The following is a 14,247-nucleotide window of genomic DNA, read 5'->3' on the forward strand; positions in this document are numbered from 1 at the left end:
CTCCGACGGTTTACGCCGTTCGATGACTGAGCCGCATCACGCCGAGCCCCGTCGTGAACGACCAGCTCTTTACCAGTTGTAACTCAGCTTCGCGGTAATCTCGCGGCCCGGGTTGTAGTAGTTCGCAGTCCCCGAACCAACCACATGTTGCTCATCCAGCAGATTACTGACGTTAACCGCCAGGTCAGTGCCTTTGAAGAGTTTGTAGTTGAAGGCCGCATCGAAGAGCGTCGTGCCATCGCTGGTGCCGGTGTTGGCCGCATCGAAGTAATAGGAACCCACATAACGCGCGCCCAGGCCAACGCTGACATCGGTGTCGGGTATGTTGTAGTAGCTCCACAGCGACGCGGAGTGTTTGGGGGCCGTGGCGAACTCATTCCCTTTGAGTGAGCTGCCGTCGTACAAAGTACCGCGCAACACTTCGGACTCCATATAAGAGTAGCCACCCACCAGGCTCAGGTTCGGGGTCAGCTCAGCCTTGGCTTCCAGGTCCAGGCCGCGCACACGTGACTCGCCGACGGTTTGCTGCTCGATGACACCGCTGGGCAGGACGACGGCGATGCTGACGTTTTCCTGGGTCAGGTCGTAGACGGCCGCCGAGAACAGCGCGTCCATACCGATGGGCGCATATTTCACCCCCACTTCGTATTGCGTACCCGTCTTTGGCACTACACCCACCGTTGGCGGTGAGACCGACTCGACCATGCTGACGTAGGTGGACACTTCGTCGTTGACGATATAGGTCAGCGCGCCGCGATAGGAGGTTTCCGAGAAATCATCCGACTCTTTTACGTTGTTGATGTCGGTACTGGACAGATCCAACGAGTCGTTGCGCACACCGGCGGTGACGATAAAGCGCTCATAGAAGGACAAGTTCTGCTGCAGGAACACGGCCTTGGTTTTCGTGTCGAGCTTATTGTTGCTGTAGGGCGCTACTCCGCTGGGCACACCCGTGAATACGGGGTTGGCCAGGTCGATGGAGCCTGTCGTGGCGTATACGGAGCGTTCCTCAGTCGAAGAATCACCATACTCCACGCCCACCAACGTACTGCTGTCGATGTTTTCGAAGCGGGCGTCGTATTGCAGCATCAAGTTGCCGTTCAGTTGCTCGGCTTCGCTGTCAGTGCCAAAGATGTAACGCGGGATCGTGGTGCCGGTGCGGGTAGGGGAGTCGCTGAGGAACACATAGCCGAAATCATCGGTCAGTTCGCTGTAGCGCAGGTTGCTGCGCAATACGAAGCCATTGTCGAAATCATGGCTGAAGGTGCCGCTGATGTTGGTGCGCTCGACATCGTGGAAGTTGTAGCTGGGCTCGCCGTAGAACTTGTCACGGTCGTATTCCCTGTCCAGCGGGTAACCGCCGCTGTTGGGCGAGCTTTGGGTTTTCAGGTAGTCCACGATCACCGAGGCCGAGGTGAAGTCCGTGGGTGACCAGGTTAGACCGCCCATCAGGAACTTGTTGTCGTCCCGTGAATGGTCGTACTCGCGATCACTGTCTTGCATCTTTGCCGTGAAGCGACCGGCCACGGTTTTGTCTTCGTTCAGCGAGTCCCCGACGTCGATCCCAGTTTCGACATGGTCGAAAGAACCGTAGGTGACGTAGCCCTGGCCGAACTTGTCGAAGCGTGGCTTCTTGCTGACAAAGTTCACCGAGCCGCCTGGGTCAGCCGGGCCGAACAGCGTCGAGTTGGCGCCGCGTATCACCTCCACGCGCTCATAGGCGAAAGGCTCCTCGCGCACGCCGCGCATCGAACCCAGGGTCAGGCCGTCCCGATAGGTCGTGGCCTGGAAGCCGCGGATCTGGAAGTAATCGTTGCGGTCGTCCGTGCCGTAATAGTCGGTAATGACCCCCGGCGTGTATTGCAGCAGCTCTTCGGTCGTGCTCACGCTGCGTTGCTTCATTTCCTTGTCGGTTACCACGGATACCGAGGCGGGCGTGTTGAGGATGCTGGTGGCCACCTTGCCGCCGACCCAGAGTTCCTGGGCCACCACCGAGTTGGGGTCTTCGGTGCCGTCGACCCTGGCCTTGGCGTTGACGAGGATGGGCGCGAGGCGATAGTCCTCGAGTTCGCCGTCCGCCCTGGTTTGCGGTGTCAGCAAGTAAGCGTTCGGGCCCTGTTGCTGTATCGCGATGTCGCTCCCCTGCAACAACGCTGACAGCGCTTCGGACGTATCGAGTGTGCCGCTCACGCCCCGGGTATTGCGGTTCGCTACGCTTGAAGCGTCGAAGGAAAGACTGATACCCGCCTCGCGCGCCAAGCGGTCAAGGGCCGGTGCCAGCGGGCCGGCAGGAATGTTCCACGGGTGAACCTGGTGGGTCTGATCAACGCTCGAGGATTGCGCCAGGGACGGTAGCGCGTAGCTGCTGACGATGACGCCAAAGATCGCACCGTGTAGGGCACGATTCAGTAGATGACGCTGTGGAACCGGGGACGCACTCATTGACTCGCTCCGTGAAAGGGGATCGGCAGATCGGCCTGTATTTCAGCCTTTCTTACATGCCGAACGAGAATGAGAAATCACCTCATTTATATTTCATATTGGCGCGCGACGGAAAAAGGGCTTAGCTGGCGGCGCTCAACGTCACCCAATATTGGGTTCGATAATCAATCTGTAGGTGCAGCGACTGCGCAACCAATGCCAGGGCCTGATCGGTGTCGGCGAGCTGAAAGGTGCCGGAAACCCGTAGGTTCGAGACCTCTTCGGTGCATCGCAACAGGCCGGGGCGATAGCGCGACAAGGCCCCAATAAAATCACCGAGGCGCATATGGCGTGCGCTGATCACCCCGTCACTCCAGCTCCATACATCCAGGCCGTTATCCTTGAATTCACGAACGCCCTTTGAGGTGAACAGCCGCTGATTGCCGGCCTGGACGGTGTTGTTATCCGCAAGGGTTTGACTGGATCCAGGAAATACGCTGACGGCGCCGCGCTGCACCGCGATGAGGGTCCCGTCGTCACGCTCGTACGCCAGGAACCGGGCATTCTGGGTGCGTATGATTCCGTCGCGGGTTTTTACCCAGAAAGGACGCGGTTGAGTCGAGCCCGCATCGGCGCCGGTATTCACGATGATTTCGCCGCGCCGCAGAATGATCAAGCGCCGCTGTTCGTTGAAATAGCTGTCGACCGCACTGTCGCTGTTGAGCTGGATAAGGCTGCCATCATCGAGTTGGAAGCGTCTCTGCTCGCCGGTCCTGCTGTGCTGCTGGGCAAGCATGGCCGGCAGCGGTGTGTAGTCGCGGCCCAGCCAGGTCGCGCCACCCAACGTGGCCAACGCACCCAGTAGCTTCAGGCTTTGGCGCCGATGCATGCCTGAGCGGGCGCCCTTGAGGGTTTGCCGGGCCAAATCAGCTGGAACGCCCGCGAAGTCATCGCCAAGCGTTTCTACCCGCTGCCACGCTAAAAAATGCTCCGGACGCTGCTGCAGCCAGTGCTCGAAAGTCTTCTGTGTTTGCTCATCGGCGGGATTGAAGCGCAGGCGCACCAGCCAGTGGATCGCCTGGTCGACCACGGCCGGGTCCAGCACCTGCGCTTCACTGTTCGGCATAACGCAAGCGATAGCAGTGTTGCAGGGCCTTGGCCAGGTCGCGTTCAACCGTGGAGCGGGAAACGCACAGTTTTTCGGCTATTTGCTGGCAGGTCAGGCCGTCGAGCTGGGCGAGTAGAAAAGCCTGGCGAACTCTCGGTTTAAGCAGGTCGAGCAGGCGGTCTATGCGCTCAAGGCTATCAAGGATCAGCAACCGTTCTTCTTCCGAGGGTGCCGCTTGCGGAGGGAGCAGCGCGAGGCTCTCGAAGTAGGCGCGTTCGAGTTCGCGACGGCGATACCGATCAATCATCAATCCACGGGCGATGCTGCTCAGATAAGCCCGGGGTTCGCGCAAAGGGCTTAATTGCCGGGACTTGAGCAGGCGGACAAAGGTGTCCTGCGCCAAATCCGCTGCGCTCTCGTGACATCCGATGCGCCGGCTCAGCCAGCTGTGCAACCAGGAATGGTGACTGCGATAGAGCAGCGCGAGATCGGCATTGCCCAGAGTGTCGTTGCTGCGCATCAGCATCTCGGAAAATACATAATTGATAATGAATCGCATTATATTCAGGCCGAGTACGTTAGAGCAAATGCCCTCTTGCGACGACGCCATCGTGTGTTCGGTACGGTGCGCGGTCCGCTCGACGTGCCGGTCTCCTCGCTATCACCTCCATGGGGCACCCTCACCCATCGGGCTAAATTGAGCCTCAAAGGGGAATGTGGGTGGTCGACAAGACCTGGCGCAAGCCCATGAACGAGCGAATCTGGCGAACCCCGGGCAGGTAAAGCAGTTGCTCCGCGTGGAGCCGGTTGAAGCTGTTGCTGTCCTTGGTGCGTATCAACATGAAGTAGTCGAATTCCCCCGTCACCACATGGCATTCCATGCAGCCGGAGACTTTTTGTGCGGCCGCCTCGAATGCGGCGAAGGATTCCGGTGTGGAGCGGTCCAGCACCACGCCGATCAACACCACCATCCCCGCATCCAGGGCTTCATTGTCCAGCAGTGCGACGATGTCCTTGATCAGACCGGCCTGCTTGAGCCGTTCAACGCGTCTCAGGCACGCCGGTGCGCTCAATTTCACCTTCTCTGCAAGCGCCACGTTGGAGATGGAGGCATCTCGTTGCAGGGTCTTGAGAATGGCACGGTCGGTTCGATCCAGCGGCTGCGGCATTGAGGCTGAGGTACTGGGTTTCTTGTGGTTGTTTGTTGCGTTCATCTTGGCTTCTGCACAATAAAAATATGTTTTAAACAATAGTCGATAATTTATATTTCTTTAGATGAATAAAACTTGCAACACATATTTTTTGATTTCTTCTTAGTATTGAACTCATCGAAGCCCCCCTGGAAGAGCCTGGAATGCAGCCTTTGTTTTTCGGCCTGGCGCTTGGATATTCAATCATCGAGGAGCAGAGTCATGAACCTGAATCGTTTTAAACGTTATCCGTTGACCTTCGGTCCTTCTCCCATCACGCCCTTGAAGCGTCTTAGTGAACATCTGGGGGGCAAGGTCGAGCTGTATGCCAAACGTGAAGACTGCAACAGTGGCCTGGCCTTCGGCGGCAACAAGACACGTAAGCTCGAATACCTGATTCCCGAAGCGCTCGAGCAAGGCTGCGACACCCTGGTTTCCATCGGTGGCATCCAGTCGAACCAGACCCGCCAGGTGGCCGCCGTGGCCGCTCACCTGGGCATGAAGTGTGTGCTGGTGCAGGAAAACTGGGTGAATTACTCCGATGCCGTGTATGACCGGGTCGGCAACATCGAGATGTCTCGCATCATGGGGGCGGACGTACGACTGGACGCTGCCGGGTTCGACATCGGTATTCGGCCCAGCTGGGAGAAGGCCATGAACGACGTGGTTGAGAGCGGTGGCAAGCCGTTCCCGATCCCGGCGGGTTGTTCCGAGCATCCCTATGGCGGCCTCGGGTTCGTCGGCTTTGCCGAGGAAGTGCGCGAGCAGGAAAAACAACTGGGGTTCAAGTTCGACTACATCGTGGTCTGTTCCGTGACTGGCAGTACCCAGGCTGGCATGGTCGTCGGTTTCGCCGCGGACGGCCGTTCGAAGAATGTGATCGGCATTGATGCCTCGGCCAAGCCCGAGAAAACCAAGGCTCAGATCCTGCGTATCGCCCGGCATACCGCAGAGCTGGTGGAATTGGGTCGTGAAATTACCGAAGAGGACGTGGTGCTCGACACCCGGTTTGCCTATCCGGAATACGGTTTGCCTAACGACGGTACGCTGGAAGCCATTCGCCTGTGCGGGAGCCTGGAAGGTGTGCTGACCGATCCGGTGTACGAGGGAAAATCCATGCACGGGATGATTGAAATGGTCCGCCGTGGCGAGTTTCCCGAAGGCTCGAAAGTGCTTTACGCGCACTTGGGCGGGGTGCCTGCGCTGAATGCCTACAGCTTCCTGTTCCGCAACGGCTGATCCACGCCAATGACCTGTAGGCGAGCGCTTGCTCACGACGCGGTGGGTTAGTCGGCTTTGATGTTGGATGTCACGGCCTCCTCGTCGGCTCGCCGCTCGGAGCAAGCTGCTGCAATCAAACCGCCGGGAGTACCGCCATGCATGCGATATCGCAATCCGCAGTCTGGATCAAGGAACCTTCGGCGGAAGCCGGAGTGGTCATCGTGACCAGCGCCGCGTTGCCCAAATACATGATCGACAAGCTGCACGTGACGATAGATGACTGGGACCAGGTGGCTTATCTGGCCGTCCAGCAATCCGAGGTGTTGATGGCCGACTGGTTGCGGGTCGGGTCCAGCCCGGAGCCGTCTGCCGGGGGCGACGCGTGTTATGCCAGCCAACTGTTGCGCTCCGTCCCCCACGACAGCTTTTTACTGGAAGTCGGCACGGTGCCTGGCCTGACTTGGCTGGGGTCCGTCTGCGGCCACCCGCTGCGCGTTGTCGAACTCGGAACCATAGCCTCATCCACTGCGGCGATGGATCGACAGGTGGAAGAGGTGCTATCGGCGACCCGGAGCCTGGCGAAAAGCGTGCTGCAGGCGCGTGGCGTCATTTAACAGGAGTTGCCTATGAACCAGTCCGATCTCCATGCCCAATGGCCGGCCCAGGCTGTCGAGGATGAAGAAATGGCCGAGTGGCGCGAGGCTTTGCTCTCGGTCGCAGCCCATGGCGGCACGGGCCGAGCCAAACAGATCCTCGACATGCTGCTGGCCGTGGCTAGCACTTCGGGCATCGATTGGCGGCCCAGCCATGGCACCCCCTACATCAATACCATCAGCGTTGAGCAGCAACCGGTGTTTCCCGGGGATCTGGCCATGGAGGAGCGTCTGGCATCGATCATGCGCTGGAATGCCCTGGCGATGGTTGCCCGGGCCAATCACGCCTACGGCGAATTGGGTGGACACATCGCCAGTTATGCCAGCGCCGCGGACCTGTTTGAAGTGGGCTTCAACCACTTCTTCAAGGCGCGCACCCCAACCGGCGGCGGTGACCTGGTGTTCTACCAACCGCACTCGGCGCCAGGCGTCTATGCCCGGGCGTTCCTCGAGGGACGCCTGGAAGAACAGGATCTGCAGCACTATCGGCAGGAGATCGGCGCGCGTGCCAATGGCGCCCGGGGTTTATCGAGTTATCCGCATCCCTGGTTGATGCCGGACTTCTGGCAGTTCCCGACGGGCTCCATGGGGATCGGTCCGATCAGCTCGATCTACCAGGCGCGTTTCATGCGCTACCTGGAGCACCGCGGCCTGCAAAACACCTCGGGGCGAACCGTCTGGGGGGTGTTTGGCGACGGTGAAATGGATGAGCCGGAAAGCATGTCGGCGTTGACCCTGGCGGCGCGCGAAGGGCTGGATAACCTGGTCTGGGTGGTCAACTGCAACCTGCAGCGGCTGGACGGCCCGGTGCGTGGCAACGGTCGCATCATCGACGAACTTGAGGCGTTGTTTGGCGGTGCGGGCTGGAACGTGATCAAGCTGGTCTGGGGTTCCGACTGGGACAGGTTGTTTGCCCAGGATAAGGATGGCACGTTGGTCCGGGCCTTGTCGGCCACGGTCGATGGCCAGTTCCAGACGTTCGCGGCCAAGGATGGGCGCTTCAACCGTGAGCATTTCTTCGGCCAGGACGAAGCCCTGGCGCATTTGGCCCAAGGCCTGACCGACGAGCAGATCGACCGCCTCAAACGCGGGGGGCATGACCTGGTGAAGATCTTTGCCGCGTATCAAAGCGCAATGCTCGAGGGCAAGAAACCTACGGTGATCCTGGCCCAGACCAAGAAGGGCTTCGGTATGGGCGACGCCGGGCAGGGCAAGATGACCGTGCACCAGCAGAAGAAACTCGACAGTGAGGCGTTGATCGCGTTCCGCAACCGTTTCAACCTGCCATTGACCGATGAACAGGCCACCTCGCTGAGCTTCTTCAAACCGAGCGACGACAGCGCGGAAATGCGCTACCTGCATGCACGCCGCCGGGCATTGGGCGGCTACCTGCCTGCGCGCTCTTCGGCCTGCGAGTCATTGGCCGTGCCCGATCTAGACCGCTACGCCGGATTTGCCATCGCCGCCGAAGGCAAGGAAATGTCCACCACCATGGCCTTCGTGCGGATGCTCAGCGGTTTGCTCCGGGACAAGCAACTGGGGCCGCGCATCGTGCCGATCGTGGCGGATGAAGCGCGTACGTTCGGCATGGCCAGCCTGTTCAAGCAGATCGGCATCTACTCCAGCGTGGGCCAGCGTTATGAGCCAGAGGACATTGGTTCGATCCTCAGTTATCGAGAAGCCCTGGACGGGCAGATTCTCGAAGAGGGCATCAGCGAAGCCGGCGCCATCAGTTCCTGGGTCGCCGCCGCGACCAGCTACTCGGTGCATGGCCTGCCAATGCTGCCGTTCTACATCTATTACTCGATGTTCGGCTTCCAGCGCATCGGTGACTTGATCTGGGCCGCGGCGGATCAGCGGGCCCGCGGTTTTCTGCTCGGTGCCACCGCAGGCCGCACGACATTGGGTGGCGAAGGTCTGCAGCATCAGGACGGCAACAGTCATCTGATGGCGGCGATGGTCCCCAATTGTCGGGCTTACGATCCGGCATTCGCCGGCGAGTTCGCGGTGATCCTGGATCACGGCATGCGCCAGATGCTGGAGCGTCAGGTGGACGAGTTTTATTACGTCACCTTGATGAACGAGAACTACCCGCAGCCCAACCTTCCTGAAGGTGTAGAACAGGCCGTTATCAAGGGCATGTATCTGTTTGCCCGGCATGAAGTCGAGGATGCGCGTGGACGTGTTCAGTTGTTGGGTTCCGGGGCCATCCTGCGCGAAGTGATTGCCGCCGCCGAATTGCTGGCGAGCGATTGGGGCATCGACAGTCAGGTCTGGAGCGTCACCAGCTTCACCGAGCTGGCCCGGGAGGCACGGGAAGTGGAGCGCTGGAATCGCCTGCATCCCGGACAACCTGCCAAATGCAGTCATGTTCAAGAATGCCTCCACGACTCGGCGCCCATCATTGCCTGTACCGACTACGTGCGCGCCTTGCCCCAGTTGATCGCCAGTTATCTCAATGGCCATTACACCGTGCTCGGCACCGACGGATTTGGCCGCAGCGATACCCGCAACCAACTGCGCAGGTTCTTCGAAGTGGACCGCCACCAGATCGTCCTGAGTGCACTGACCTCGCTGGTGCATGAGGGGCGTCTGGACGCCAGCGTCTGTGCCGAGGCCATTGAACGCTACGCCATTGATGTTGACGCGGTGGCCCCTTGGGACGCTTGAAACCGGCTCCATCCTGTGAGAGCGAGCTTGCTCGCGATAGCGGTGGATCAGTTACATGGATGTCGGGCTTGCTGGCCTCATCGCGAGCAAGCTCGCTCCCACAGGTTTTTGTGTTGTGTGCAGAGGCTGTGAGCCCCCGCGAGTCCATGTGGGAGCGAGCTTGCTCGCGATAGCGGTGGTTCAGTCGCAGGGATGTCGAGCTTGCTGGCCTCATCGCGAGCAGGCTCGCTCCCACAGGTTTTTGTGTTGTGTGCAGAGGCTGTGAGCCTTCACAAATCCATGTGGGAGCGAGCTTGCTCGCGATAGCGGTGGTTCAGCTACATAGAGACTGGAGACGTGTCCTGCTCTTGCTTTGGACTTTGATCTCGACGCGCCAATACCTCAACTGCTCTCACCAACAGCCAGGATGGTTGCCACCAAGGCCTGGGCGCGAGGCACCAGCGTGTCCAGTTCCAGGTATTCACGATCGGTGTGGACCTTGCCCCCCACCGGCCCGAGGCCACACAGGGTTGGAATGCCCAGGCTGGCGGTGAATCCGGAGTCGGCGCAACCGCCGGTGAACTCGCCTTCGACGCTGAAACCCAGCGCCAGCGCTTTTTGTTGGTAGATGTGCAGCAGCCGTTCGCTGTGATGGGCCTCCATCGGTAGAAAGGTCGTCGCTTCCTTGAGGATGGCGTGGGTGCCGATCAGTTCTTCTTCGGCGACGATGGCCTGGATGGCGCTGAAGATCCGGTCCCAGTGCTTGAGTTCGATGAAGCGCACGTCCAGCCGGGCGGTGGCGCTCGGCGCGACCGTGTTGCTGGACGTGCCCCCGGATATCAGGCCAACGTTAGTGGTGATGCCTGCCGGGTAATCGGTCAAGGCATGCAGCTTGACGATCTTGCGTGCCAGGGCCTCGATGGCGCTGGCTCCGTCGGCATGGTTGACCCCGGCATGCGCCGCGCGACCGCTGACTTCGATGATCAGCGTGGCACCGCCTTTGCGTGCGCTGACCACGTTACCGCTGGCCCGGCCGGGTTCGGTATTGAGCACGGCGCGGGCGGCAAGGGCGGCGTTTTCGATATGGGTTCTGGCGCTGCCGGAACCGATCTCTTCGTCACCGGTGTACAGGACCTGCACCGGATAGGGCAACGGACCGGCGCGCTTGAGTGCCCTGAGAGCGAAGCAATTGAGCACCAGGCCGCCTTTCATGTCGGCGACGCCGGGGCCAAAGGCGAGGTTGCCATCGCAGCTGTAGCCGCGCGTCGCGGTGGTGCCTTTGGGGAACACCGTGTCTCGATGGCCCAGCAGCAACACTGGCTTTGCAGATTCGCCTGGCACTTCGGCCAGTAGCACGTCGCCAAAACCCTCCACCGGCATGCGCTTGAGCAGGATCCCGTCGGCTTCCAGTTCCGCCGCGAGCAGCGCGCCCACCGCGTCGACGCCCGCCTTGTCATAGCTGTTGGAGTCGGTGTCGACGATACGCTGCAGCAGCGCCTCCATGGCTGGGCGCTGGTCAGCAAGCCAGTCCAGCGCCTGTTGTGCCGTGGCGCTCATTGCGCCTGCTCCCGCAACTGATGTTCCTGGGTCAGGCGTGCCGCGTCGTTGCCCAGGTCCCAGAACAGCCCGGCCATGATTTGCAGGCTTTCCTTGACCACCGGTGCCAGCAAGTGCTCGTTCGGTGCATGTTGCGAGCAGGCCGGGTACGAATGCGGCACCCATAATGTTGGCAGGCCGAGCACGTCCGCGAACACATCGTTGGGCAGCGAGCCACCGAGGTTTGGCAGCAGCGCAGGTTTTTTGCCGGTGGTCTGTGCCAAGGAGCTGAGCGCCCAATTGACCCATGGGCTTTGCGGGTCCAGCCGCGTGGCATGCATCACATCGATGCGGCTTTGCTTGACCTCGACATTGCTGAAACCATGGGCATCCAGGTGGGCGCGCACCGCCGGGATAAAGGTCGTGTAGTCGCTGTTCACTACGAAACGGATATGGCAGTGGGCGTTGGCCTTGCCGGGGATTGCATGCACGGGGGCGTCCGGGTTGCCGGTCTTGAAGGCGATGACGTCGAGGGTGTTCCAGCCGAACACTTTTTCGCTCAGCGAGAGCTCGGGGTTACCCCAGTTGGCGTCGATTTCCGGATCGCCCGGTCCGCCACCGACGTCAATGTCGGCCAGTGCCTGGCGAACCGGCTCAGGCAGTGTCTCGGGCATCAGCCCCGCCACTTTTACCCGACCGTGTTCATCGACCATGCTCGCGATGGCATTGGCCAGAATGATGCCAGGGTTGGCCAGCAACCCGCCCCAATTGCCAGAGTGATGAGCGCCTTCGCGCAAATTGACCACCAGCTCGAAGTTGAACACCCCGCGTGAGCCGAGAAAAATCGTCGGTCGTGAGGCCGCCAGGCGCGGGCCATCCGAGGCGATGAAAATATCCGCGGCGAGCTCTTTACTGTGCGCGGCACAGAATGCATTCAAGCCCGGCGAGCCTTCTTCTTCACCCATTTCCAGCAGCAATTTGACGTTGAACCCCAGCTTGCCGTTGCGCGCCTTGAGCGTTTGCTCCAGCGCGGTCAGGTTGATCAGGTGCTGGCCTTTGTTATCCGCCGTGCCGCGGCCGTACCAGCGATCGCCTTCAGCAATGACTTGCCACGGCGACAGGCCTTCACGCCATTGCGCTTCATAGCCGCGCACCACATCACCGTGGCCGTAGCTGAGCACGGTCGGCAGTTCCGGATCCTCAATGCGCGTGGCGATCATGAAAGGGCCGCGCTCTGCCACCGGGTTGTCATAGATCTTGACGCTGAAACCCATCGCCTCGACATGGGGGGTGATGAAGTCATTGAGGTAGCGATACAACTCGGGCCGGCTGTCCGTTGCCTGGCTTTCGGTGTGCAAGGCGACGCTACGTTCGAGCAGATTGAAAAAAGCGCCGTTATCAAATTGCTCGGTGGTGTTGCTGATGGCCAGTGAACGACTCATGAGTGGACAAGCTCCAGTGTTTGGGCAGGAATGTCGTGAAGGTGGCAGCGCACATTGCCGCCGATAATCGGATCATTGGCCGGGTAGGCCGTTTTGCAGGGGGCGAAGCAGCTCGGGCAGCGCGGATGAAAGGCGCAACCGGACGGCGGTGACATCGGATTGGGGAAGGACCCGTGCAGGCCGATTTCGGGAATGCCCAGGCGCGGATCGGGCGTGAGCACCGAATCCAACAAGGCGCGGGTATAAGGGTGGCCGGGTTTAGCGAATAACGATTCGCGGGTGCGTTCTTCGACGATGCGCCCCAGGTACATCACCGCGACCCGATCGGCGAGGTGTTCGATGACCGCCAGGTTATGGCTGATCAGTAGATAGGTCAGGCCGAATTCGCGCTTGAGGTCTTGCAGCAGGTTGAGAATCTGCGCCTGCACTGAAACGTCCAGCGCCGAGGTGGGTTCGTCGCAGATCAACACATCAGGGCGCATGATCAACGCCCGGGCAATGGCCACCCGTTGCCGCTGGCCGCCGGACAGTTGGCTCGGATAGCTGTCGATGACCCGTTTGGGCAGGCCGACCACATCGAGCATCTCCTCGGTCTTCTTGCGCCGCTCGGCGGTGCTGCCAATGTCATGCACGATCAGCGGCAGGGTCACGATTTCGCGCAGCGTTTTGCGTGGGTTCAGCGAGGAATACGGGTCCTGGAATATTGGCTGGATGTGCCGGGACATTTCCTTGCGATCAGTCGCCGCCAGATGTTTGCCATTGACCAGCACATCGCCGCTGGTTGGCGGCAACAGACCGAGCAGCATCTTTGCCAGGGTACTTTTTCCGCAACCGGACTCGCCTACCAGGCCAAGGGTCTCGCCACGCATCAGGCGCAGGGAAACACCATCGACGGCCTTCAGGGTGGCGGCGGGTTTGAAAAAGCCCTTGTTGATCCGAAACTCGCGACGGATGTCGCACAGCTCCAACGCGATGTCTTTTTTCATGACCGTGCCCTCTCTTGAAGGCGAATCGGTGCCGGGGCCGGAGCGGCGAACAGGCAGCGCGCCATGTGGCCGTCCTGTTCGATTTCGGGGATGTTTTGCGCGCAGGCCGCTATCGCCTGAGCGCAACGATTGCGGAATGCACAACCTTGCTGTTCGCCCACCAGGCTCGGCACCAGCCCTGGAATCGAACCCAGTGCCTCACCCGGTTGGGTCCGGCCAGGGATTGGAATACTCGCCAGCAGACCACGGGTGTACGGATGCTGCGGGTTCTCGAACAGTTGCAGGGCAGGGGCGGTTTCGACGATTTCCCCGGCATACATCACCGCGACCCGATCGGCGATCCGAGCCACCAGCCCAAGGTCGTGGGTGATGAAAATCACCGCCAGGCCGAATTCTTTCTGGATGTCGCGGATCAAGCGCAGGATCTGCGCTTGGATGGTCACGTCCAGGGCCGTGGTGGGTTCATCAGCGATGATCAGGTCCGGCTCGCACATCAACGCCATGGCGATGATCACCCGCTGGCGCAGACCTCCAGACAGTTGATGCGGATACTGGCGCAAGCGCTCGGTGGCATTGCTGATTCCGACTTTCTCCAGCATCTGCGCGGCGCGTGCCAGGGCATCCTTGCGTGACACCTTGCGATGCTGAGTCAACACTTCGCTGAGCTGATCGCCAATGCTGTAGGCCGGGTTCAGCGAGGTCATCGGTTCCTGGAAGATCATCGCCAGACGGTTACCGCGCAGGTCGCACATGCGCCGTTCGCTCTGGCCGAGCATGTCGATGCCGTCCAGTGTCAGCCGGGACGCGGTGCGTTTGGCCTTGCGTGGCAACAGGTCCATGAGCGCCAGCGAGGTCAGGGATTTACCGCAGCCGGACTCGCCGACGATACACAGCATTTCACCGCGCTCGACTTCAAAATCCAGACCGCGCACGGCATGCAGCATGTCATCTGGCGTCGGGCTGTTGCCCATGGGGATGTCCACGCGCAGGTTTTCAACATGGAGTAGTGCCATTGTTCGGTACCCTCTATCAGTTACGGCG

11 protein-coding genes are annotated in these 14,247 nt (G+C 60.5%); 3 read left to right on the forward strand and 8 right to left on the reverse strand.

Translation table 11 applies throughout. The features are described 5' to 3' along the window. Positions 1-69: 69 nt before the first annotated feature. From QNH97_RS03385 to QNH97_RS03400, 4 genes are all read right to left on the reverse strand, one after another. Positions 70-2,442, reverse strand: a complete 2,373-nt coding sequence (locus QNH97_RS03385; protein WP_283555603.1) for a TonB-dependent siderophore receptor — start codon at positions 2,440-2,442, stop codon at positions 70-72. 121 nt (positions 2,443-2,563) lie between these two features. Continuing rightward, positions 2,564-3,547, reverse strand: a complete 984-nt coding sequence (locus QNH97_RS03390; protein WP_283555604.1) for a DUF4880 domain-containing protein — start codon at positions 3,545-3,547, stop codon at positions 2,564-2,566. Further along, positions 3,534-4,049: a sigma-70 family RNA polymerase sigma factor gene (locus QNH97_RS03395; RefSeq protein ID WP_283557419.1), complete on the reverse strand. Its 516-nt coding sequence runs from the start codon at positions 4,047-4,049 to the stop codon at positions 3,534-3,536. Before QNH97_RS03395 ends, QNH97_RS03390 begins: the two co-directional genes overlap by 14 nt. 184 nt (positions 4,050-4,233) lie before the next feature. Then, positions 4,234-4,743, reverse strand: coding sequence for an Lrp/AsnC family transcriptional regulator (locus QNH97_RS03400; RefSeq protein ID WP_283555605.1), 510 nt, complete (start codon positions 4,741-4,743; stop codon positions 4,234-4,236). A gap of 198 nt (positions 4,744-4,941) precedes the next feature. Between QNH97_RS03400 and QNH97_RS03405 the strand changes: the two genes are divergently transcribed. The 3 genes from QNH97_RS03405 to mdeB all read left to right on the forward strand — a co-directional run bounded on the left by QNH97_RS03405 (position 4,942) and on the right by mdeB (position 9,263). Next, positions 4,942-5,958, forward strand: a complete 1,017-nt coding sequence (locus QNH97_RS03405) for a 1-aminocyclopropane-1-carboxylate deaminase (protein WP_283555606.1) — start codon at positions 4,942-4,944, stop codon at positions 5,956-5,958. A gap of 137 nt (positions 5,959-6,095) precedes the next feature. Then, a complete protein-coding gene (locus tag QNH97_RS03410; RefSeq protein WP_283555607.1) occupies positions 6,096-6,554 on the forward strand; it encodes a transketolase in 459 nt (152 codons plus the stop codon). Positions 6,555-6,566: 12 nt separating this feature from the next. Continuing rightward, positions 6,567-9,263, forward strand: a complete 2,697-nt coding sequence (gene mdeB / locus QNH97_RS03415) for an alpha-ketoglutarate dehydrogenase (RefSeq protein WP_283555608.1) — start codon at positions 6,567-6,569, stop codon at positions 9,261-9,263. 381 nt (positions 9,264-9,644) lie between these two features. Here the strand turns inward: mdeB and QNH97_RS03420 are convergent, their stop codons facing one another. From QNH97_RS03420 to QNH97_RS03435, 4 genes are read right to left on the reverse strand one after another with little or no spacing between them, the layout of a single operon-like run. After that, the gene (locus QNH97_RS03420; RefSeq protein WP_283555609.1) at positions 9,645-10,799 is read right to left on the reverse strand and encodes a M20 family metallopeptidase; all 1,155 of its coding nucleotides are present in this window, start codon (positions 10,797-10,799) and stop codon (positions 9,645-9,647) included. Beyond that, positions 10,796-12,220 carry a M20 family metallopeptidase gene (locus tag QNH97_RS03425; protein WP_283555610.1) on the reverse strand — a complete coding sequence of 475 codons (1,425 nt, stop codon included), beginning with the start codon at positions 12,218-12,220 and terminating at the stop codon, positions 10,796-10,798. The genes QNH97_RS03420 and QNH97_RS03425 overlap by 4 nt, the downstream gene beginning before the upstream one ends. Beyond that, complete coding sequence (locus QNH97_RS03430; protein WP_283555611.1) at positions 12,217-13,206, reverse strand: ABC transporter ATP-binding protein; 990 nt, start codon at positions 13,204-13,206, stop codon at positions 12,217-12,219. Before QNH97_RS03430 ends, QNH97_RS03425 begins: the two co-directional genes overlap by 4 nt. Next, complete coding sequence (locus QNH97_RS03435; RefSeq protein WP_283555612.1) at positions 13,203-14,219, reverse strand: ABC transporter ATP-binding protein; 1,017 nt, start codon at positions 14,217-14,219, stop codon at positions 13,203-13,205. The genes QNH97_RS03430 and QNH97_RS03435 overlap by 4 nt, the downstream gene beginning before the upstream one ends. Between the last annotated feature and the right edge of the window lie 28 nt (positions 14,220-14,247).

The organism is Pseudomonas sp. G2-4 (assembly GCF_030064125.1).
Lineage (GTDB): Bacteria > Pseudomonadota > Gammaproteobacteria > Pseudomonadales > Pseudomonadaceae > Aquipseudomonas.